General features: G+C 72.3%; 15 protein-coding genes and 2 pseudogenes. 13 read left to right on the top strand and 4 right to left on the bottom strand.

Annotation, left to right across the window (positions count from 1 at the left end; genetic code table 11):
* Window positions 1-80: 80 nt before the first annotated feature.
* The gene (locus ABT114_RS10415; protein ID WP_351140746.1) at window positions 81-2036 is read right to left on the bottom strand and encodes a PAS domain S-box protein; all 1956 of its coding nucleotides are present in this window, start codon (window positions 2034-2036) and stop codon (window positions 81-83) included.
* A 319-nt stretch (window positions 2037-2355) separates the two neighbouring features.
* Between ABT114_RS10415 and ABT114_RS10410 the strand changes: the two genes are divergently transcribed.
* The gene (locus ABT114_RS10410; RefSeq protein WP_351140744.1) at window positions 2356-3231 is read left to right on the top strand and encodes a universal stress protein; all 876 of its coding nucleotides are present in this window, start codon (window positions 2356-2358) and stop codon (window positions 3229-3231) included.
* Between the two features lie 152 nt (window positions 3232-3383).
* Window positions 3384-5777 (top strand): glycoside hydrolase family 65 protein, encoded by a 2394-nt coding sequence (locus ABT114_RS10405; protein ID WP_351140742.1) that lies wholly within the window; start codon window positions 3384-3386, stop codon window positions 5775-5777.
* A gap of 118 nt (window positions 5778-5895) precedes the next feature.
* Here the strand turns inward: ABT114_RS10405 and ABT114_RS10400 are convergent, their stop codons facing one another.
* Together ABT114_RS10400 and ABT114_RS10395 are read right to left on the bottom strand one after the other, a co-directional pair.
* The gene (locus ABT114_RS10400; RefSeq protein ID WP_351140740.1) at window positions 5896-6597 is read right to left on the bottom strand and encodes a response regulator; all 702 of its coding nucleotides are present in this window, start codon (window positions 6595-6597) and stop codon (window positions 5896-5898) included.
* A gap of 372 nt (window positions 6598-6969) precedes the next feature.
* Complete coding sequence (locus tag ABT114_RS10395; protein WP_351140738.1) at window positions 6970-7434, bottom strand: Crp/Fnr family transcriptional regulator; 465 nt, start codon at window positions 7432-7434, stop codon at window positions 6970-6972.
* Between the two features lie 301 nt (window positions 7435-7735).
* Here ABT114_RS10395 and ABT114_RS10390 point away from each other — a divergent pair.
* Together ABT114_RS10390 and ABT114_RS10385 are read left to right on the top strand one after the other, a co-directional pair.
* Window positions 7736-8640 (top strand): annotated as a pseudogene (locus ABT114_RS10390) (universal stress protein).
* Between the two features lie 135 nt (window positions 8641-8775).
* On the top strand, window positions 8776-9657 hold the full coding sequence (locus tag ABT114_RS10385; protein ID WP_351140736.1) for a fructosamine kinase family protein: 882 nt from the start codon (window positions 8776-8778) through the stop codon (window positions 9655-9657).
* A 173-nt stretch (window positions 9658-9830) separates the two neighbouring features.
* Here ABT114_RS10385 and ABT114_RS10380 read toward each other — a convergent pair whose 3' ends face one another.
* Window positions 9831-10196, bottom strand: a complete 366-nt coding sequence (locus ABT114_RS10380; RefSeq protein WP_351140734.1) for a DUF6479 family protein — start codon at window positions 10194-10196, stop codon at window positions 9831-9833.
* Between the two features lie 100 nt (window positions 10197-10296).
* On the opposite strand from ABT114_RS10380, the gene ABT114_RS10375 reads away from it, so the two are divergent.
* From ABT114_RS10375 to ABT114_RS10335, 9 genes and pseudogenes are all read left to right on the top strand, one after another.
* Window positions 10297-10671 (top strand): four-helix bundle copper-binding protein, encoded by a 375-nt coding sequence (locus tag ABT114_RS10375; RefSeq protein ID WP_351140732.1) that lies wholly within the window; start codon window positions 10297-10299, stop codon window positions 10669-10671.
* A gap of 145 nt (window positions 10672-10816) precedes the next feature.
* Window positions 10817-11995, top strand: coding sequence for an acyl-CoA dehydrogenase family protein (locus ABT114_RS10370; protein WP_351140730.1), 1179 nt, complete (start codon window positions 10817-10819; stop codon window positions 11993-11995).
* A gap of 84 nt (window positions 11996-12079) precedes the next feature.
* Window positions 12080-12556 (top strand): annotated as a pseudogene (locus tag ABT114_RS10365) (oxygenase MpaB family protein); the annotation flags it as partial.
* A gap of 56 nt (window positions 12557-12612) precedes the next feature.
* The gene (locus tag ABT114_RS10360) at window positions 12613-14850 is read left to right on the top strand and encodes a serine/threonine-protein kinase (RefSeq protein ID WP_351140728.1); all 2238 of its coding nucleotides are present in this window, start codon (window positions 12613-12615) and stop codon (window positions 14848-14850) included.
* A gap of 52 nt (window positions 14851-14902) precedes the next feature.
* The gene (locus ABT114_RS10355) at window positions 14903-16471 is read left to right on the top strand and encodes a phytoene desaturase family protein (protein WP_351140727.1); all 1569 of its coding nucleotides are present in this window, start codon (window positions 14903-14905) and stop codon (window positions 16469-16471) included.
* A gap of 119 nt (window positions 16472-16590) precedes the next feature.
* Window positions 16591-17163, top strand: coding sequence for a GNAT family N-acetyltransferase (locus ABT114_RS10350; RefSeq protein WP_351140725.1), 573 nt, complete (start codon window positions 16591-16593; stop codon window positions 17161-17163).
* A gap of 54 nt (window positions 17164-17217) precedes the next feature.
* Window positions 17218-18330, top strand: coding sequence for an NAD(P)H-dependent flavin oxidoreductase (locus tag ABT114_RS10345; protein ID WP_351140723.1), 1113 nt, complete (start codon window positions 17218-17220; stop codon window positions 18328-18330).
* Window positions 18327-19877 (top strand): acyl-CoA synthetase, encoded by a 1551-nt coding sequence (locus ABT114_RS10340; RefSeq protein ID WP_351140721.1) that lies wholly within the window; start codon window positions 18327-18329, stop codon window positions 19875-19877. The genes ABT114_RS10345 and ABT114_RS10340 overlap by 4 nt, the downstream gene beginning before the upstream one ends.
* 175 nt (window positions 19878-20052) lie before the next feature.
* Window positions 20053-21555, top strand: coding sequence for an acyl-CoA synthetase (locus tag ABT114_RS10335; RefSeq protein ID WP_351140719.1), 1503 nt, complete (start codon window positions 20053-20055; stop codon window positions 21553-21555).
* Window position 21556: the final 1 nt, after the last annotated feature.

Below are 21556 nucleotides of genomic sequence, written 5' to 3'. Positions count from 1 at the left end.
GGTAAGGGATCGGCGTCGGCGGGTCGGGCCGTACGTGCGGGGAACGTGCCCGCCGTGGACGCCGGTTGACCGGCATCCCCTCACAGCTTCAGCGTGAACCAGGTCGTCTTGCCCTCGTCGGTCGGCCGGACTCCCCAGTTGTCCGCGAGGGTGCGGACGAGGATCAGGCCCCGGCCGGACTCCTCGTCCTCGGCGGCGAGGCGGGGCTGGGGGAGCTGGGGGCTGCAGTCGCTGACCTCCACGGTGAGGTCGGTGGCCGTGCGGTGCAGATGCAGCCCGAGGGGGCCTTCCGCGTGCTGGACGGCGTTGGTCAGGGTTTCCGACAGCAGCAGGAGGGCGTCGTCGGAGTTCGCCGTGCAGTTCCACGAGGTGAGCGCCTTGTGGAGGAACGCGCGGCCGTCGGGCACCGAGGCCGGTACGGCCGGGAGATCGGTGGCGAGGGTCGCCAGAGGCGCGGCCGGCAATTGCGCCAGCAGCAGGGTGACGTCGTCGTTGTGGCTTTCGGCGTCCGGCAGCAGGCTTGCGAGCACGTGGTCCGCGGCGGTTTCCAGGCACGGCGTCCCGGTAAAGAACTCGTCGAGCACGACGGTGAGTTCACCGACCCGGACCTCGATGTCGCTGCCCGGCGTCTCGATCAGGCCGTCCGTGTAGAGCACGAGAGTGGCGCCGGGCGGTATCTCGCTGCTGGACTGCTCGTAGAGGATGCCGCCCACACCGAGGGGCGCGTTGACCGGCGAGGGCAGGTCACGGATCCCGTCCCCCGCTCCGGCGACGAGGACCGGCAGATGGCCGGCCGAGCAGACGGTCACGGTGCCCGCGTCCGGGGCGATGACGAGGTAGCAGCAGGTGACCAGTTGGTCGGGGACGTCCAGGTCGGCCACGCAGGTGTCCAGAGCCTGCATGAGCTGACGGGGCTGCATACCGGTCTTGGCCAGCGCGTGCGCCGCCGAGCGCAGCTGGCCCATGACCGCGGCGGCTTCCAGACCGCGGCCCATGACGTCGCCGATCAGCACGCCGACCCGGTCGGCGCCCAGCGGGATCAGGTCGAACCAGTCGCCGCCCACACCGGCGCCCTGGGTGGCGGGCCGGTAGCGGCTCGCCGTGGCCAGCCCATGGAGGGCGGGCGGGGTGCCCATGAGGCTGCGTTGCAGGGTGAGCGCGATGTGCCGCTGCTGCTCGTACAGGGCGGTGAGTTCGGCCTCGGCGCGCTTGCGGTCGCTGATGTCCCGCACGATGGCGCAGGCGCCGACCACCGTGCCGCGTGTGTCTCGGGTCGGCCAGAGCGTGACGTCGACGTCCAGCAGCCCACCGGTCCTGGTGACCCGCAGGGTCTCGAAGTGCTCGACCTTCTCGCCGTGCCGCAGCCGCTCCAGCAGTGCGCTGATGTCGTCCTCCAGCTCGGGCGGGGCCAGCAGCGACACGTGCCTGCCGATCGCCTCCTCGGCGGTGTATCCGTACAGTCGCTGAGCGGCCGCGTTCCAGTAGGTGATGTACCCGTCGAGGGTCTTGGCGAGGATCGCGTCCTGGGAGGACTCGACGAGCGCGGCGAGTTCGTTGATGCGGGCCTCGGCGGCCTTGCGGTCGCTGACGTCACGCACGGCCGCGGACACGAGCAGCCCGTCCGCGGTCTCCAGCGGGCTCAGACTGATCTCGACGGGGAACTCGGTGCCGTCCTTGCGCAGCCCGTGCAGTTCGAGCCCGGCGCCCATCGGACGTACCTGCCGGTTGGCGGCGTAGCCGCCGCGGTGCCGGGTGTGCTGGGCGTGGAAGCGGTGCGGGATCAGCAACTCGACCGGGTGACCGAGCAGCTCATCGCGGTGGTAGCCGAACAGGGCCTCGGTCTGGGCGTTGACGAGCCTGATGATTCCGGTGTCGTCGACGATCACCATGGCGTCCGGCGCGGCCTCCAGCAGCCCCCGGAACCGCTCCTCGGCCCCACCGGGCCCGCCCTCGTGCGACGGCGCGCCACACCGGCACCGTTTCCGCTCCGCCCCGCCCGCCGACCATGTCGGCTCCGCCTTCACCAAGTCGGCCATGTCCCACCCCATCCTGCGCAACGGTTCAGGACATCTCAGCGCTTTATGGCCGCCCCGGTCCGCGATGTCGCTTACTGTCCGTCCACTGCTCGAACCTGTCCGTCGTCGACATGCCGGACGAGTACATCCGGGCTTGCCCATCGGCACATCGGCCTGTACGCCGTCCGCTGCAGGCGAGGTCCGGGTGCTCCGGCGCGGCATGGGCCGAATGTCCCCGGTGGGGACCGAACCGCCCCTCCGGGGGCGCACCGAGGGTGCGACGCTGAGGAGGAGCACCGTTTCGCACGCCCGTGTGGCCCGACGAAAGGCGGTGGGGTCGATGGAACTGCCCCTGGTCGTGGGAGTCGACGGATCGGATGCGAGTCTCGCGGCGGTCGACTGGGCCGTGGACGAGGCGGCCCGGCACGGCCTGCCGCTGCGACTGGTGTACGCCTCCCTGTGGGAGCGCTACGAAGGCGCCGTACCGTCCACCGGCGTCGCCCGGCCGTCGGAGCAGATGATGGCGGACGACATCGTCGCGACCGCCGCCGAGCGTGCCCGTCGGCGCAAGCCCGAGGTGAAGGTCTCCGCGGAGGTGATTCCCGAGGAGGCGTCGAACGCGCTCCTGCACGAGGGCCACCGCGCCTCTGCCCTGGTGGTGGGTTCGCGGGGACGTGGCGAGATCAAGGGCCTGCTCCTCGGCTCGGTCGGGCTGGCCGTGGCGGCCCGCGCCCAGTGCCCGGTGATCGTCGTCCGCGGTGACAAGGCCGGCCTGGAGGGCACCCACAACAGGATCGTGCTCGGCGCGGGCGAGTCGACGACCGGCGGCGAGGCGGTGCGGTTCGCCTTCCGGGAGGCCGAAGCACGCCGGTGCACCCTGGAAGCCGTACGCGCCTGGCGCAGCCCCGCGTACCAACTCGTCGGCCGTCCCCGGCCGGCCCCGGAACCCGCCCGTGGGCACGAGGAGCGGGCATCCGCCCATCTCGACGCTCTGCTGAAGGAAGCGGCGGCGGACCATCCCGGTGTCCGCCTGCGGCTCAGCACGGTGGAGGGTTCGGCGCGCAGGGTTCTGCTGCACCGGTCGGCCGCCGCCGACCTCGTGGTCGTCGGAGCCCGGCGCCGGTCCGGCCACTTCGGCCTCGACCTGGGCCGAGTGGGCCACACGCTGCTGCACCACGCGGACTGTCCGGTGGCGATCGTGCCGGAGCCGACGTGACCGTGCGCGGCATCGAGCCGCGCCGGTGAACTCACCAGGGCTCTCCGCCGCGCCGCCACCGCGAGCCGGGACCCGGCGGCGAGACTGCTGCGGCACGACGCCGACGACGTCGTACGGGGACCCGGGGAACCGCCGGTGTGAGGAGTCTCGACGTGACGGGCTGGACCTGGGGATACGAGGGCTACGAACCCGCGGACGAGCGGCTGCGGGAGTCCCTGTGCACGCTGGGCAACGGCTGCTTCGCCACCCGGGGGGCGCTGCCGGAGTGCGCCGCGGACGAGGTGCACTACCCCGGTACGTACGTGGCGGGCTGCTACAACCGGCTCACCTCCGACGTGGCCGGCCGGCAGGTCGAGAACGAGGACATGGTCAACATGCCGAACTGGTTGCCCCTGCGCTTCCGCGTCCCCGACGGACCATGGCTCACCCCCGACACCGCGACGGTGCTCGAACACCGGATGGACCTGCATCTGGGTTCGGGGCTGCTGGACCGCCGGACGCGCTACGGCCTCGGCGCCGAAAGGGTGTTGATGGTGCGTCAGCAGCGTCTTGTCCACATGGGCGACCCCCATCTGAGCGCCCTGCGCACCGAGTTCACGACTGAGGGCTTCTCCGGTGAACTCGATGTCGAAGCGGCCCTCGACGGAGGTGTCACCAACGACGGCGTGGTGCGCTACCGCGACCTGGACGGCCGCCACCTGACCCATGTGCACACCGGCACCGCAGTCCCGGACACCGTGTGGCTGCGCTGCCGCACCAGCACCTCGGACATCCGGACAGGCCTGGCCGCCCGGCTGACCGCCCACGCGCCCGTCACCACCCGGCACGAGAAAGCACGCGTCACCCAGACCGTCCGGCTGGCGCTGACGGCGGGCCGCACCGAAACGGTCGACAAGACCGTCGCCCTGCACACCTCGCGCGACCCCGCCATCAGCGACCCGCTGCACGCGGCGATCGACCGGGCCGGCCGGGCACCCGGCTTCGACGACCTGCTCGAGTCGCACCTCGCCGCCTGGGCCCAGCTCTGGCGCCGAGCCGACCTCGACGTACCCGGCGAGGCGGGCCGGATCCTGCGGCTGCACCTTTTCCACGTGCTGCAGACGCTCTCGCCGCACACCGCCGGCCTCGACGTCGGTGTGCCGGCCCGGGGACTGCACGGGGAGGCGTACCGAGGCCACGTCTTCTGGGACGAGCTGTTCGTCCTGCCCTACCTCGACCTGCACTTCCCCGAGGTCTCCCGAGCCCTGCTCGGCTATCGCCACCGGCGCCTGGAACGGGCCTGCACCGCAGCCCGGGAAGCGGGCCGCAGGGGCGCGATGTACCCATGGCAGAGCGGCAGCGACGGGCGCGAGGAGACCCAGCGGCTCCACCTCAACCCGCGCTCGGGCCGCTGGCTGCCCGACCACTCCCGGCTCCAGCACCACGTCGGGTCGGCGATCGCGTACAACGTGTGGCAGTACTGCCAGGCGAGCGGCGACACGGAGTTCCTGCACACCAAGGGCGCCGAGATGCTGCTGCAGATCGCACGTTTCTGGGCCGACTCGGCCACCTTCGACGACAATCTCGGACGGCACCGCATCACCGGAGTGGTCGGCCCCGACGAGTACCACGACGCCTACCCCGACGCGCAGCGGCCCGGCCTCGACGACAACGCGTACACCAATGTCACGGCCGCCTGGGTCCTGACCCGGGCACTGGAGCTGTTGCGCACTCTCCCCGAGCCCCGCCGACGCGAACTCGCCGAACGCACGGGACTCGACGACGGCGAACTCGACCGGTGGGAGGACGTCTCGCGCACGCTCCATGTGCCCTTCCACCGTGGAGTCATCAGCCAGTTCGCGGGCTACGGCGAACTCGCCGAACTCGACTGGGACGGCTACCGCGACCGCTACGGTGACATCCGCCGCCTGGACCGGATCCTGGAGGCGGAGGGTGACACCGTCAACCGCTACCAGGCCTCCAAGCAGGCCGATGTGCTGATGCTCGGGTACCTCTTCTCGCCGGCCGAACTTCGGGGCCTCTTTCGCCGGTTGGGTCTGCGGCTGGACGAGGAGACGTGGCGGCGCACCGTCGACCACTATCTGCGCCGCACCAGCCACGGCTCCACCCTCAGCGGCCTGGTCCACGGCTGGGTCCTGGCCCGGGCCCGACGGGCCGAGGCCTGGACGTTCTGCCAGGAGGCCCTGCGGGGTGACATCGCCGACGTGCAGGGCGGCACCACCGGCGAGGGCATCCACCTCGGTGCCATGGCCGGCACGCTCGACCTCGTCCAGCGCGGGCTCACCGGTCTCGAGACCCGTGACGGAGCGCTGTGGCTGGATCCGGTGCCGCTCCCGGAGGTGTCGTCGTACCGATTCACCCTGCGCTACCAGGGCCACTGGGGTGTCCAAGTATGCCTGGAACGGGGATGGTTGGAGATCGCCGTACCGTCGTCCGACGCGTCCCCGATCGACGTGCGGCTGCCGGGCCGCGCGGTTCGCCTGCGGCCGGGGGAGACCCGCCGGCTGGCGCTCGCGGACCGACGCCGGCCGAGCGGTGCGCACTGACGTCCGCCGAGCGGCGCGGGAGCCGACCGGGCATCGCGGGGCGGGACCCATGGACCGTGCGCGGGAGCGTGGTCGAGGCTCGTCTCAGGGCTTCAGGGCTTCAGGGCTTCAGGGCGTCTCACCGCGCGGGCCGGTCACCGGCCTCCGGCCGCTCCAGGTGCGAGGCGAGCACTGCGGCCTGTACCCGGCGCTGCACGCCCAGCTTGGCCAGCAGCCGGGAGATGTGGTTCTTGACCGTCTTCTCCGACAGGTAGAGCCGCTTGCCGATCTCCCGGTTGGTCAGCCCGTCCTCGATCAGTGCGAGGATCTCCCGCTCCCGTGGGGAGAGGACCGCCAGTTGGGGCGCCACCTCCGGACCCGCGGCGGGCTCGGCGCGCAGGGACCGCATCAGCCGGGCCGTCGTCGCGGGGTCGAGCATGGACTGTCCCGAGGCGACCGTGCGCACCGCCGAGACCAGGTCGGAGCCCCTGATCTGCTTGAGCACATAGCCCGACGCCCCGGCCATGATCGCGTCGAGGAGGGCGTCCTCGTCGTCGAACGACGTCAGCATCAGCACTGCCAGCTCCGGCATGCGGCTGCGCAGTTCGCGGCAGACGGTGATGCCGTCGCCGTCCGGGAGGCGTACGTCGAGTACGGCGACGTGCGGCCGTATCACGGGAGCCCGTACGAGCGCGTGTTCGACATTCTCGGCGTCGCCGACCACGCTGATGTCCGGCTCAGCGTCCAGCAGATCGGTCAGGCCGCGCCGGACGATCTCGTGGTCGTCCAGCAGGAAGACGCGGATCGAGTCCTGTGGCGTGAAGGTCCGTGGCTCGGTCATGTCGACCCCTTGTTCCCCGGTGGGTGGCGGACTGCGGACGGCCCCTGACGCCGATCATCACGCGCCGGAGCCGATCGCACCAGGGCCGACCGGCCCTATCGGCCCCCGCGGCTACCCCGACAGTGTTCCCCCCACCGGCGCGCGACCAGAGCGCCGTGCCCCGTCGGAGTCGGCGCCGACGCGGCACGGCTCACCGCTGCCCGGGCCGCTGCCGGGGCAGGGCTCACCGCCAGTCAGCACGATGTGCTTGCGGCGGCCCGGCGGCCGACGGTGGCGACGGCGCTGGTCATCACATCGCCGACGACGGGCGGGAGTCATCCGTGCACGGTGCTCCCTTCGACGCGTCGTGCGTATGACCGGTGCGGGGCGTGGTCACCGCAGGCCCCCGCTGCCGTACGGGCCGTACAGGTCCAGCAGCCGGGTACGGGCCGTGCGCAGCCGATGGGCCACGACATCGCCCACCCACTGGGCGACGGACACACCGAACAACGGGTCGTCCTTGCACAGCGCGCGCACGACGGCGGCATCGAACTCGTACGCCCGCACCGGGGTCGCCGCCTCGGCACCCAGGTGCCAGGTGTGCGGGGCGAACAGCCAGGACGAGCCGACGAGTTCATCGGGTCCGAGGGACTCGATGACCGCGGCGCGCCGTCCGGGCACGCGCATGTCGAGGTAGACCGTGCCGGACCGGATGATCCAGAAGCGGTCGGCGTGGCCGCCCTCCTGGAAGAGACGGGTGCCCTGGGGGAACGACACCTCCCGGGCGATCTCCATCAGCCGCTGCCGGTGCTCGGCCGGCAGAGCCCGCGGCATGGTTGTGGTGACGGGAGCGTTCATGGCCTGCCTCCAGGAAGGCGGGAAGGGACTTGCCACCTCCAGCGTCTCCGCGCCGTGCGTCGCGTGCCATGGGCCACCCGGCCCCAGAACCGGCCACCCGGCGGCCGGTGGGAGTCCCTCGGCAGTCTGTGCCGCGGGGCGGGCCCGCTGCACCGGGTCGTCGGCCGCGACCGCCGGCTGCTCCGACCGCGCCGGCGCGCCCCCTGGGGCCGGTCGGTCCCTGCCGGGGACCACCGGCCCCTGCACCACCGCACCCCCGGTCACCAGGCTGGAAACAGATCCCCGAACAGGAGGCAGAATGATGGTCCGCACTGTTGTCGTAGGCCTCGACGGCTCTCCCGAGGGCCGGGCCGCCGCTGAATGGGCGGCCCGCGAGGCGAAGCTGCGCGGCCTGCCGCTGAAGCTCGTCCACGTCCGGGAGCCCGTTCCGGACCCGATGGCCCAGGCCCCGCTCCTCGGCGCCGAGACGCAGCAGCACTGGAGCGAGCGGATCCCCCGCGAGACGGCCGAGGGCATCGAGCTGCGCCACCCCGGGGTGGCGTCGTCGCGGAACAGCTGCACGGGCGGCCCGCCGACGTGCTGACGGACGCGGCGAAGGACGCCGAACTGCTTGTTCTGGGTTCCCGCGGGCTGAGCGGGATCGGCGGCTTCGTGGTCGGCTCCGTCGGCATGGCCGTCGTGGCGCACGCCGAACAACCGGTGGTCCTGGTCCGCGCCGGTGAGCAGGCCGCCGACGAGCACGAGACGGACCCGGCGGGCATTCCGTCGGCCGCCACGGGCTGCCGGCCGGTCGTCCTCGGCCTCGACGCCGGCAGCCCCGACGACACGGTGATCGAGTTCGCCCTCGACGCGGCCGCCCGCCGCGGCACTGACCTGCAGGTCGTGTACGGCTGGAACCTGCCGCCGTACTACGTCCACGGACTCGCCGCCGACCTCGAACTGCACGACGAGATCGCCCGGCAGCACGCCGCCACCCTGACCGAGGCGATGGCGTCCTGGCGGCACAAGTACCCCTCCGTGGAGGTCGTCGAGCAGTCCCGCTCCGGCAGCGCCGCCGGCCTGCTCGTCGACGCCTCCCGCGAGGCCTCCCTGGTCGTCGTCGGCCGCCGCGTCCGCCGCGGCGCGCTCGGCACCCACATCGGCCCCGTCACACACGGCGTCCTGCACCACGCCATTGCCCCCGTCGCCGTCGTCGCCCACGCCTGACCGCTGCCGCGGACCGGCCCCACACAGGGCGTGACGACGCCCGCACCCGAGGTCGGGCCTCCCTGGTGCACCGACAACGGCGGTGCCCGGCCTTACCCTGGGCGCCGTGCGTATCCGCTGCCCCCGCCCCGACGCATGAGCCGCCGACCGACGGCCGGTCCCGGCGAAGGCCCGCGTTCCGCGGCGGCCCGGCTCACCGGGCGTCGGGCGGTCGGAATCCGTCCGCTGTCGGGAGCGCTCGCCGAAGTCGTCCTCGACGACGGGCACGTGGTGATGGTCAAGCACGGCGACGGCCCCGGCGCAATACGGGCCGAGGCGACCGGACTGCGCTGGCTGGCGGACGCCGGAGCGGTTCGCGTCCCGGCCGTGCACGGCCATGACGGCCAGTGGCTGGTGACCGACCGGGTCCCGACGGGCCGGCCGAACGCGGGGAGCGCGGCCCGGTTCGGCCGCGAGCTGGCCGCCCTGCACGCCGCCGGCGCGCCCGCGTTCGGCGCCGCGCCGCCCGGCGGCCCCGAGGACGCGTACATCGGGCTCGCCCCGATGCGCAACGTCCCCGGAGCCGACTGGCCGCACTGGTACGCCGAGCACCGGGTGCTGCCCTACCTGCGCGGAGCGGTCGACAACGGCACCGTGCGCCGGCCCGAGGCGGCCGTCATCGAGCGGGTCTGTGCACACCTGCCCGAGTTGGCGGGCCCCGCGGAGCCGCCCGCCCGGCTGCACGGCGACCTGTGGCACGGCAACGTGTTGTGGGGCGCCGACGGGGAGATCTGGCTCATCGACCCGGCGGCCCACGGCGGACACCGGGAGACCGACCTCGCCATGCTCCGGCTGTTCGGCTGCCCGCATCTGGACCGTGTACTGGACGGCTACCAGGAGGTGGCACCGCTCGCCGACGGCTGGGCGGACCGCGTCGGGCTGCATCAGCTCTTCCCGCTGCTGGTGCACGCGGTGCTGTTCGGCCGTGGTTACGCCGAGCAGGCCCTCGCGGTGGCCCGGGCGGCCCTGACGGGGTGAACCGCGGGCCCGCTCGGGGTGGAACCGAGGGCCCGCTCGGGGTGGAACCGAGGGCCTGCTCGGGATGGAACCGAGGCCCCGCCTGGTGCGAACTGCGGGCCCGCCGGCGTGAACTGCGGGCCCGCTCGGCGCGCCCGCAGTTCACGCCGGTGGCCTTGGCCCCCGGCACCTCGTCAGTGGCCCCCCAGCCCGCCGCCCCCGAACGACCCGCTGGTGCCCTTGCTCCAGCGCGGCCGTGGCTTGGACGGGCTCGAACGGGTTCCGAGATTGCCGAACGCGTGCAGGTCGTGCGGCAGCACCCGGGCGGGGCTCTGGGGCATCTCGTCGGGTTCGCGGTTCTCCCGAACCTCACGGACCGCTCCGCCCGGCGGCAGATGCGGCTGTTCGTCGGGGCGTGGCGGAGGCGACTCACGGCGCCGCACGATGGCCCCCCACCAGAAGCCGCCGAGCAGCATGGCCACGACCGCCACTCCCGCCAGGAGTGGCCCGAGGGTCAGCCAACCGCTTTGTGCGGCTATCTGCATGTTTGCGGTATTCATGCCCTACGAATACCCCTTGCGGTCGAGGGTGAACCCCAAGTTCCGGAACGGTCGTCGGAGCGCGGGGTTTGACGCCGTCCGGCGCGGCTACCCGCAGGGTGTGGCATCTACGAGATCCCAGCAGGAGCTGTTCCGCTTCCTGGAGGACCGGTTCGCGTGCGCGCAGGCGTGTACGGAATGCGCCCGGGCGTGTGCGCTGCGGGCGAGCCTGGTGGATCCCAGAGGAACCGAGGGGCAGGAAGTCGTACGGCGGAAGGGGATCATGTGCGCGGAGGTCTGCGACGCCACCTGCCGTGTGCTGACCGAGCAGAACGACATGGACGAGGCCGGTATGCGCTTCCAGCTGGAGTGGTGCCGGACCGTCTGCCTGGAGTGCGCATGGGTGTTCGATGAGCAGCCGAGTGCCGAGGGGAGCGCGGAGGTCTGCCGCGCGTGCGCACGGGCCTGTACGGAGTTCATGGCCACGCTGGTCTGACCCTTCATGGCCTCTCGCGGCCTCACTGATCCGACCCTCATCGCGCAGGCTCGGGCGCGATTGTCCCGCGCTCCCATTCCTAATTTCTGAAACACGTTCTACGGTGTGCGCCGTCAGGACCGGCCAAGGGGAGCCTGGAGGCGCCGTGCACCTCGATCACACGCCCGAACAGCAGCGGCTGCGTACGGAATTGCGCGCCTACTTCGCCGAGCTGGTGCCGGACACCGCCCACACCCGGCACGGTGATCCCGCCGCCCAGAAGCGGTTCTACCGCGACACCGTCCGCAGGCTCGGCGCGGACGGGTGGCTCGGCGTGGGCTGGCCGAAGGAGTACGGCGGGCGTGGCCTGACGGCGATGGAGCAGTTCATCTTCTTCGACGAGGCCGCCCAGGCGGGTGTACCGCTGCCGCTGATGGCCCTCAACACGGTCGGCCCGACGATCATGCAGTTCGGCACGGACGAGCAGAAGGAGTACTTCCTGCCCCGGATCCTCTCCGGCGAGATCGACTTCGCGATCGGCTACAGCGAGCCCGACGCGGGCACGGACCTGGCCGCCCTGCGCACGCGCGCGGTGCGGGACGGCGACGAATACGTCGTCAACGGCCAGAAGATCTGGACCACCAACGGCGACACGGCCGACTGGGTGTGGCTCGCCGTCCGCACCGACCCCGATGCCCCGTCCCACAAAGGCATCACCATGCTGTTGATGCCGACCACCGACCCCGGCTACTCCTGCACCCTCATCCACACCCTCGCCGGTCACGACACCACGGCCAGTTACTACGAGAACGTCCGCGTCCCCGTCTCCCGTCGCGTCGGCGCGGAGAACCAGGGCTGGCGGCTGATCACCAACCAGCTCAACCACGAGCGCGTCACCCTCGCCGCGCACGGCACGATGGCCATCCGCGCCCTGCACGACGTCCAGCGCTGGGCGATGGAGACCAAGCTCGCCGACGGCCGCCGCGTCGTCGACCTGCCCTGGGTGCGCCGCCGCCTGGCGCAGACCCACGCCAGGCTCGACGCCCTCAAGCTCCTGAACTGGCAGATGGTGACCGCCGTCCAGAACGGCACCCTCACCCCGCAGGACGCCTCCGCCGTCAAGGTCTACGGCTCCGAGGCCCGCCGGGACGCCTACGCCTGGCTCCTGGAGATCGTCGGGGGCCCGGGCGCACTGCAGGAGGGCTCGGCGGGCGCGGTCCTGCACGGCGAACTGGAACGCGGCTACCGATCGGCGGTGATCTTCACCTTCGGCGGCGGCAACAACGAGATCCAGCGGGAGATCATCTCCTGGATAGGCCTGGGGATGCCGCGGGTACGGCGTTAGCTTCCCGAAGCCAATCACCGCACCGTCAGGGACCCTGCGGGCATGGAGCCCCGACGCGCAGCCGACCCCGGGCTCTTCGGCCCCGCCCGCCGGTCCGGCTTCTCGCTCACTGACGCCCAGGCCGACCGCTACATCGCCGAACACCGCGTCGGCGCGCGTCTGGTGGGTCTCGACCCCGACGCCGTACCCGCGAACCAGGCCGAGATGGCCGCCTGCTTCGAGAAGGTGCGCCCCGAACTCGCCGCCGGACCCGAGGCACGCACAGTGGACGACTTCCTCCTCTGCCCGCCGACGCACCCCCTCCTCGTCCCGGCGCGCGAGGCGCTGTGGCGGCGCGTGGCACATCTGGCGTACGCCTCTCTGCCGCCGTACGCCCACGCGTTGTACGGCAGACCGGCCCCGCAACCCGTCACCGTCACCCGCCGGTTGCGTGCCACCGGCACCCTGTTGCGCTGCGTTCCCGCACGTCTGCGCTGGCAACTCCCGCCCAAACACATCCTCCGCGCCATGGTCCGCCTCGGCTCCGGCGCTCGCCCGGCACCGTACAAAGTAGGGCGATAGGCCGCCATACTGGACGAGCCAGGGAAGGACGGGGCGAACGGGGGCGACCGTACGAGATGGCGGAGACCAGGCTGATCCAGGGCCGGTACCGGCTGCTCGACCTGATCGGGCGCGGTGGCATGGGCGAGGTGTGGCGGGCACGCGACGAGTCCCTCGGCCGGCATGTCGCCGTGAAGTGCCTCAAGCCGCTCGGTCCGCCGCACGACCAGTCCTTCACCAGGGTCCTGCGGGAGCGGTTCCGGCGTGAGGCCCGGGTTGCGGCGGCCCTCCAGCACCGCGGGGTGACCGTCGTCCATGACTTCGGCGAGTCCGACGGCGTCCTGTTCCTGGTCATGGAGCTCCTGGAGGGCCGCAACCTCAGCCAGCTCCTCGAGGACAACAAGCACCATCCGCTGCCCGTCCCCGACGTCGTCGAGATCGCCGACCAGGTCGCCGCCGCGCTCGCCTACACGCACCGGCAGGGCATCGTGCACCGCGACCTCAAACCCGCCAACATCGTCCGGCTCACCGACGGCACGGTGAAGATCTGCGACTTCGGCATAGCGCGTCTGGGTCACGACATCGGCTTCACCTCCCGCCTGACCGGCACCGGCATCGCGATGGGCACCCCGCACTACATGTCGCCGGAGCAGATCGGCGGCACCGAGGTCGACCAGCGCAGCGACCTGTACTCGCTCGGCTGCGTGCTGTACGAGATCGCCACCGGGGCGCCGCCGTTCGACCTCGACGACGCCTGGGCGGTCCTCGTCGGCCACCGCGACACACCGCCCCGCCCGCCGCGCAGCCACCGCGCCGAGCTGCCCGAGTACCTCGAGCGGATCATCCTGGACCTGCTGGCCAAGCAGCCGGAGCAACGCCCCTGCGACGCACGTGAGCTGGGCCGCCGGATCAGCGCGGGCCGCACCACACCGACGTACGTGCCGACGGTGGTGACGCCCCGGCCGGAGCTGCGCCTGCCCGCGCCGGCCGCCCGCGAGCCGCGCCTGCCGTCCTGGACCCGGGGCATGACCACCGGTCACAAGGCGACCGCGGCCGGGCTGCGCACCACGCCCCCGGACAGCGGAGCCGGACTCACCGGCGAGTGGATCCCGCGCTCCGTCACGGGCCGTCCCCCGGAGCCCCAGCCGGACACGCCGCCCGCCCCGAGCCCGGAGACCCTCACCGCCCTCGCCGGACGCCACAACGCCGGGCTCAGCCTGGGCCGCCTCGGCCGGTGGACCGAGGCCGGCGAGGTGCACCGCGCGGTCGCCGCCGAACGCGAACATCTCCTCGGTCCCGACCACCCCGACACCCTCGCCAGCCGCTACGAGGTCGCCTTCACCCTCAGCCGCACCGGCCGTGCCGCCGACGCGCTGCGCGAGTACAAGCACGTCGCCGCGGCCCGCACCCGGGCGCTGGGCGCCGACCACCCCGACTCGCTCGCCGTACGCCAGGAAATGGCCTACGTACTGGGCCAGCTGGGCCGCCACTTCGACGCGCACCAGGTCTACAACGCGGTACTTGCCGCCCGGGAGCACACCATGGGCCCCGACCACCCCGACACCCTGCGCTGCCGCCACAACCTCGCCTTCAACCTCAGCAGGCTCGGCCGCCTGGAGGACTCGTACCGCATGGCCTGCGAGGTGGCCGCGGCCCGCGCCCGCGTCCTGGGGCCCGACCACCCCGACACCCTGGTGACCCGCTACGAGGTCGCCTACGCCCTCGGCCAGCTGGGCCGCTGGCCGGAGGCATTGCAGACGTACTACGAGGTCGCCGAGGCCCGCGCCCAGGCCCTCGGCCCGGACCACGCCGACACCCTCGCTGCCCGCTACGAGATCGGCATCAGTCTCGGCCGCCTGGGCCGCAGCGCGGAGGCGCTCACCCTGTACCGCGACCTCGTCGACGACCGCACCCGAGTCCACGGCCCCGCCCACCCCGAGACCCTCCGCGCCCGCCATGGCCTGGGTGTCAACCTCGGCCGCCTCGGCCGCTGGGAGGAGGCCCTGGCCGAGTCCCGCGACGTCTGCGCGATCCGCGAGCGTGTCCTGGGCCCGGACCACCTGGACACCCTGGTCAGCCGGCGCGAGGTCGCCGTCGGCCTGGGCTGGCTGGGCCGCTGGCCGGACGCGCTGGCCGAGTACCGGCGGGTGGCGTCGGCCCGTGAGCGCGTCCTCGGCCCGGAGCACCCCGACACCCTCGCCAGCCGCAACGACGAGGCCCACTGCCTGGAACAACTCGGCCGGGGCGCGGAGGCGGTCGAGCTGTACCGGAGGGTCGCGGTGCTGCGCCAGCAGCAGGCGCCGGGCGGGCGCTGACCTTGGCGCCCTCCCTCTGGCCGACCTAGATCATCTCGTGTTACCAAGGAACATGCCTGCACACGAGGGACACCGCAGCTACGACGCCGTCATCGTCGGCGGAGGGCACAACGGCCTGGTCGCCGCCGCCTATCTGGCCCGGGCCGGACGGTCCGTGCTGGTGCTGGAGCGACTGGACCACACCGGGGGCGCCGCCGTCTCCAGCCGCCCGTTCGCCGGCGTCGACGCACGGCTGTCACGCTACTCGTACCTGGTCAGCCTGCTGCCGAAGAAGATCGTGCGCGACCTGGGCCTGGACTTCCGGGTGCGCGGGCGGACCATCTCCTCGTACACCCCCGTCGAACGCGACGGACGGCCCACCGGCCTGCTCGTCGGCGGCGGCGAACGGCGCAACCGGGAGGCCTTCGCGCGCCTCACGGGCGGCGCGCGCGAGTACGAGGCCTGGCAGCGCTTCTACGCCATGACGGGCCGCGTCGCCGAACGGGTGTTCCCGACCCTGACCGAACCGCTGCCCACCCGTGAGGAACTGCGCCGCCGGGTCGACGACGAGGACGCCTGGCGGACGCTGTTCGAGGAGCCTCTCGGGGTCGCCGTCGAGGAGTACTTCGCCGACGACCTGGTGCGCGGTGTCGTCCTCACCGACGCGTTGATCGGCACCTTCGCCGACGCCCACGATCCCTCGCTGAAGCAGAACCGCTGCTTCCTCTACCACGTGATCGGCGGCGGCACCGGCGCCTGGGACGTACCCGTCGGCGGCATGGGCGCCCTGACCGACGCCCTGGCCGCCGCCGCGCGCCAGGCGGGCGCCGTGCTCGCGACCGGGCACGAGGCGGTACGGATCGACACGGACGGGCGAACCGCCTCGGTGACCTACCGCACAGCGGACGGGGAGGGCGTCGCCGAGGCCCGGCACGTCCTGGTCAACGCCTCCCCCCAGCAGCTCGCCGCCCTCACCGGCGACACCCCGCCCGCCCCCGCCGAGGGCGCCCAGCTCAAGGTGAACATGCTGCTCAAGCGGCTGCCGAGGCTGCGCGACAGTGCCGTCGACCCGCGCGAGGCTTTCGCCGGCACCTTCCACATCGCCGAGGGCTACGAGCAACTGGCCGCCGCGCACGCCCAGGCCGCCGCCGGTGACCTGCCGACCGCGCCGCCCTCCGAGATCTACTGCCATTCCCTCACCGACCCGACGATCCTCGGCCCGGAGCTGGTCGAGCGGGGCTACCAGACACTCACCCTCTTCGGCCTGCACACGCCGGCCCGTCTGTTCGAACGTGACAACGACGCGGTACGGGCGGAGCTGCTGAAGTCGACGCTGGCCCAGCTCGACGCGCACCTCGCCGAACCCCTCGCCGACTGCCTCGCCATCGACGCCGACGGCCGCCCGTGCATCGAGGCGAAGACCCCGCTGGACCTGGAGCGCGACCTGCGCCTCCCCGGCGGCAACATCTTCCACCGCGAACTCTCCTGGCCGTACGTCCAGGAGAACACCGGCCGCTGGGGCGTGGCGACCCGGCACGCCAATGTGCTGCTCTGCGGGGCCGGCGCGGTGCGCGGGGGAGGGGTGAGCGGGGTGCCGGGGCACAACGCGGCGATGGCGGTGCTGGAGGAGGGGGACGGCTGACCGGGCCCTGACACCCGGTCACGTACGTCCGGCACCCGGGCATGTACGTCCGGCACCTGGGCATGTACGTCCGGCACCCGGGCACATACGCTCGACACCCGGCCACGTACGCTCGGCCGATGGACACCACGTTCGTACGACTGGAGGCGGCCGCCACTGCGTCGGCTTGCGCCCTTCTCCTGCGCCCCTGGAACCAGGCCGACGCCCCCGGCCTGATCGAGCTGTACCGGGACGAGGCGCTGCGCCGCTGGACCAGTGGGGCCGTGGACGACGCGGAGAGCGCGGCGAGCTGGGTGCGGGAGCAGGAACGGGGATGGGAGGCGGGGGACCGCTTCGCGTTCGCCGTCGTGGAGACCCGGACGGACGGCGCCGACGGGCGGTTGGCGGGCCACGTCGTCCTCAAGAGGCCCGTCCCCGATGCTCCGTCGGCCGAGGTCGGCTACTGGACGGCGGCACACGCCCGCGGCCGGGGAGTGGCGCCCCGGGCCCTCCACACGCTGACGGACTGGGCCTTCGCCGCCGACGGGCTGACCCGGCTCGAACTCATACACAGGGTGGACAACACCGCGTCCTGCCGCGTCGCGCAGAAGACCGGGTTCGCCTTCACCACCCTTCTGCCGGCGGCCCCGCCCGCGTTCCCCCTCGACGGTCACCTGCACACCCTCGTACGCGAGGCATGCCAAGAAAACTGACGGAGCATCAGAAAAGGTCTTCCGTCGTCGGGACGGCTGCGGCATTCTGCGCCCATGCAGACGGAGCTGAGCAGGAAACTGGGAGTCGAGCACGCCGTCTTCGGCTTCACGCCGTTCCCCGCCGTCGCCGCGGCCATCAGCCGGGCCGGCGGTTTCGGAGTGCTCGGCGCGGTTCGCTACACCGCCCCGGGCGACCTCAAGCGCGACCTCGACTGGATCGAGGCACACGTCGACGGCAGGCCCTACGGCCTGGATGTCGTCATGCCCGCCAAGAAGGTGGAGGGCGTCAGTGAGGCCGATGTCGAGGCGATGATCCCCGAGGGGCACCGGCGGTTCGTCACGGACACCCTCGCCAAGTACGGCGTGCCCGAGCTGGCGGAGGGCGAGGCCTCCGGCTGGCGCATCACCGGCTGGATGGAGCAGGTCGCCCGCACCCAGCTCGACGTCGCCTTCGACTACCCGATCCGGCTGCTCGCCAACGCCCTCGGCTCGCCGCCCGCCGACGTGGTGGCCCGCGCCCACGAGCACAACGTGCTGGTCGCCGCGCTCGCGGGCAGCGCCCGGCACGCCGTCAAGCACAAGGAAGCCGGCATCGACATCGTCGTGGCCCAGGGCTACGAGGCCGGCGGGCACACCGGCGAGATCGCCTCCATGGTGCTCACCCCGGAGGTCGTCGAAGCCGTGGATCCGCTGCCCGTGCTGGCCGCGGGGGGCATCGGCAGCGGTCAGCAGGTGGCGGCCGCGCTCGCCCTGGGCGCCCAGGGCGCGTGGCTGGGTTCCCTGTGGCTGACCACCACCGAGGCCGAACTCCCCTCGCCGAAGCTCATCCAGAAGCTGCTCGCCGCCGGCTCCGGCGACACCGTCCGCTCCCGCGCACTGACCGGGAAGCCCGCACGTCAGCTCCGTACCGAATGGACCGACGCCTGGGACGCCCCGGACGGACCCGGCACCCTCCCCATGCCCCTGCAGGGCCTGTTGGTAGCCGAGGCCGTCTCCCGCATCCAGAAGTACGAGGTCGACCCCCTGCTCGGCACGCCCGTCGGCCAGATCGTCGGCCGGATGAACAGCGAACGCAGTGTCCAGGCCGTCTTCGACGACCTCACCCGCGGCTTCGAGCAGGCCGTGGACCGCATCAACCGCATCGCCGGAAGGAGCGGCCAGTCGTGAGCACACCCCCCGCCGGATTCTGGGCCCAGGCCACCGCCGACCCCGACCGCACGATCCTCGTCGCCCCCGACGGCGAGCAGTGGACCGCCGGACGCCTGCACGCCGCCGCCAACAGGCTCGTCCACGGGCTGCGCGCGGCCGGACTCGAACGCGGTGACTCCTTCGCGGTCGTCCTGCCCAACTCGGCCGAGTTCTTCACGGCGTACCTGGCCGCCACCCAGGCCGGGTTCTACCTCGTCCCCGTCAACCACCACTTCGTCGGCCCCGAGATCGCCTGGATCGTCGCCGACTCCGGCGCCAAAGTGCTCATCGCCCACGAACGGTTCGCAGGACCCGCCCGCCACGCAGCCGACGAGGCGGGCCTGCCGGCCGGCCACCGGTACGCCGTCGGCACCGTCGAGGGCTTCCGCCCGTACGCCGAACTCCTCGACGGTCAACCGGAGTCGGCGCCCGCCGACCGCACCCTCGGCTGGGTCATGAACTACACCTCGGGCACCACCGGCCGCCCCCGCGGCATCCGCCGCCCGCTGCCCGGCAAGCTCCCCGAGGAGGCCTACCTCGGCGGCTTCCTCGGCATCTTCGGCATCAGGCCCTACGACGACAACGTCCACCTCGTCTGCTCGCCGCTGTACCACACGGCCGTCCTCCAGTTCGCGGGCTCCTCCCTGCACATCGGCCACCGCCTGGTGCTGATGGACAAGTGGACGCCCGAGGAGATGCTCCGCCTCATCGACACCCACAAGTGCACCCACACGCACATGGTCCCGACCCAGTTCCACCGCCTCCTCGCCCTCCCCGAGATCGTGCGCGCCCGGTACGACGTCTCCTCCATGCGGCACGCCATCCACGGCGCCGCTCCCTGCCCCGACCACGTCAAACGCGCCATGATCGACTGGTGGGGCCACTCCGTGGAGGAGTACTACGCGGCCAGCGAGGGTGGCGGTGCCTTCGCCACCGCCGAGGACTGGCTGAAGAAGCCCGGCACGGTCGGCAAGGCCTGGCCCATCAGCGAACTCGCGATCTTCGATGACGGCGGCAAGCGGCTCCCGCCCGGCGAACTCGGTACCGTCTACCTGAAGATGAACACCGGCGGCTTCTCGTACCACAAGGACGAGGCCAAGACGAGGAAGAACCGCATCGGCGACTTCTTCACCGTCGGCGACCTGGGCCTCCTCGACGAGGACGGCTACCTCTTCCTCCGCGACCGCAAGATCGACATGATCATCTCGGGCGGAGTCAACATCTACCCGGCCGAGATCGAGTCCGTCCTGCTCGCGCACCCCGCCGTCGCCGACGCCGCCGCCTTCGGCATCCCGCACGACGACTGGGGCGAGGAGGTCAAGACCGTCGTCGAACCGGCGCCCGGGCATGAACCGGGCCCGGCCCTCGCCGCCGCGCTCCTCGACCACTGCGCCGGGCAGCTCGCCGGCTACAAGCGCCCGAAGACGGTCGACTTCATCGCCGAGATGCCGCGCGACCCCAACGGCAAGCTCTACAAGCGACGGCTGCGGGATCCGTACTGGGAGGGCCGCACGAGAGTGGTGTGAGGGGGCCACAGGGCGTACCTGTCACGCGGAAGGGTGGTCGCCCGTCCTGATGCCGAAACGCCCCCGGGCATGGACCACACCCGGGGGGCGACTTCAGGATTGAGCGGACCGACAGGTACCCGCCCTGCTGCCGGGCGCTTGACCTCCTTCTTCGGCGGACCGAGGATCAAGTCTCATGACGCCTGGACACGGGAGCACGGTTGACGGGGTGCTGCGGCGCAGCGCCCGGCGCACCCCGGCGCGGGTCGCGGTGGGCTACCGCGACCGCACCTGGACCTACGACGAACTCGACACGGCCGTCTCCCGCGCGGCGAGCGTCCTGCTCGACCAGGGCCTCGCCCCCGGCGACCGGGTCGGCGCCTACGGCCACAACTCCGACGCCTACCTCATCGCCTTCCTTGCCTGCGCCCGCGCGGGCCTGGTGCACGTACCGGTCAACCAGAACCTGACCGGCGACGACCTCGCGTACATCGTCGGCCAGTCGGGCAGCGCGCTGGTCCTGACGGACCCGGACCTGGCCGGACGACTCCCGTCCGAAGTCCGTACGTTGCCCCTGCGCGACACCGACGGCTCACTGCTGGCACGGCTGGTGACGGCAGCGCCGTACGATGGCCCGGAGCCGCGCGGTGAGGACCTGGTGCAGCTGCTCTACACCTCGGGGACGACGGCCCTGCCGAAGGGCGCGATGATGACCCACCGCGCCCTGGTCCACGAGTACCTGAGCGCGATCACCGCCCTCGACCTGAGCGCGGGCGACCGCCCGGTGCACTCCCTGCCCCTGTACCACTCCGCGCAGATGCACGTGTTCCTGCTGCCCTACCTCGCGGTCGGTGCCACGAACGTCATCCTCGACGCGCCGGACGGCGACGAGCTGTTCGACCTGATCGAGACGGGCCGGGTGGACAGCCTGTTCGCGCCGCCGACGGTTTGGATCGGCCTGGCCAACCGCCCCGACTTCACCACCCGCGACCTCGGCGGCCTGCGCAAGGCCTACTACGGGGCGTCGATCATGCCGGTCCCGGTCCTGGAGCGGCTGCGCGAACGCCTGCCGAAGCTGGCCTTCTACAACTGCTTCGGCCAGAGCGAGATCGGCCCCCTGGCCACGGTCCTCGCCCCCGACGAGCACAAGGGCCGGATGGACTCCTGCGGCCGTACGGTCCTCTTCGTGGACGCCCGGGTCGTCGACGAGGACGGCAAGGACGTCCCCGACGGCACACCCGGCGAAATCGTCTACCGCTCCCCGCAGTTGTGCGAGGGCTACTGGGACAAGCCCGAGGAGACCGCCGAGGCCTTCCGGGACGGCTGGTTCCACTCCGGCGACCTCGCGGTGCGCGACGCCCACGGCTACTTCACCGTCGTCGACCGGGTCAAGGACGTCATCAACTCCGGTGGCGTCCTGGTCGCCTCACGCCAGGTCGAGGACGCCCTGTACAGCCATGAGGCCGTCGCCGAGGTCGCCGTCGTCGGCCTGCCCGACGAGCGCTGGATCGAGGCGGTCACCGCGGTCGTCGTCCCGCGCGGCGAGGTCACCGAGGCCGAACTCATCGCCCACGCCCGCGAGAAACTCGCCCGCTTCAAGGCGCCCAAGAGGGTGCTGTTCGTGGAGGGACTGCCGCGGAACGCGAGTGGGAAGATCCTCAAGCGGGAGTTGAGGGAGCGGTTCAAGGACCGTTCGTGAG

The organism is Streptomyces sp. NPDC002088 (genome assembly GCF_040296605.1).
GTDB lineage: Bacteria > Actinomycetota > Actinomycetes > Streptomycetales > Streptomycetaceae > Streptomyces.
The sequence above is the reverse complement of the archived record's forward strand: the minus strand, read 5'-3'. Positions and strand labels throughout refer to the sequence as shown.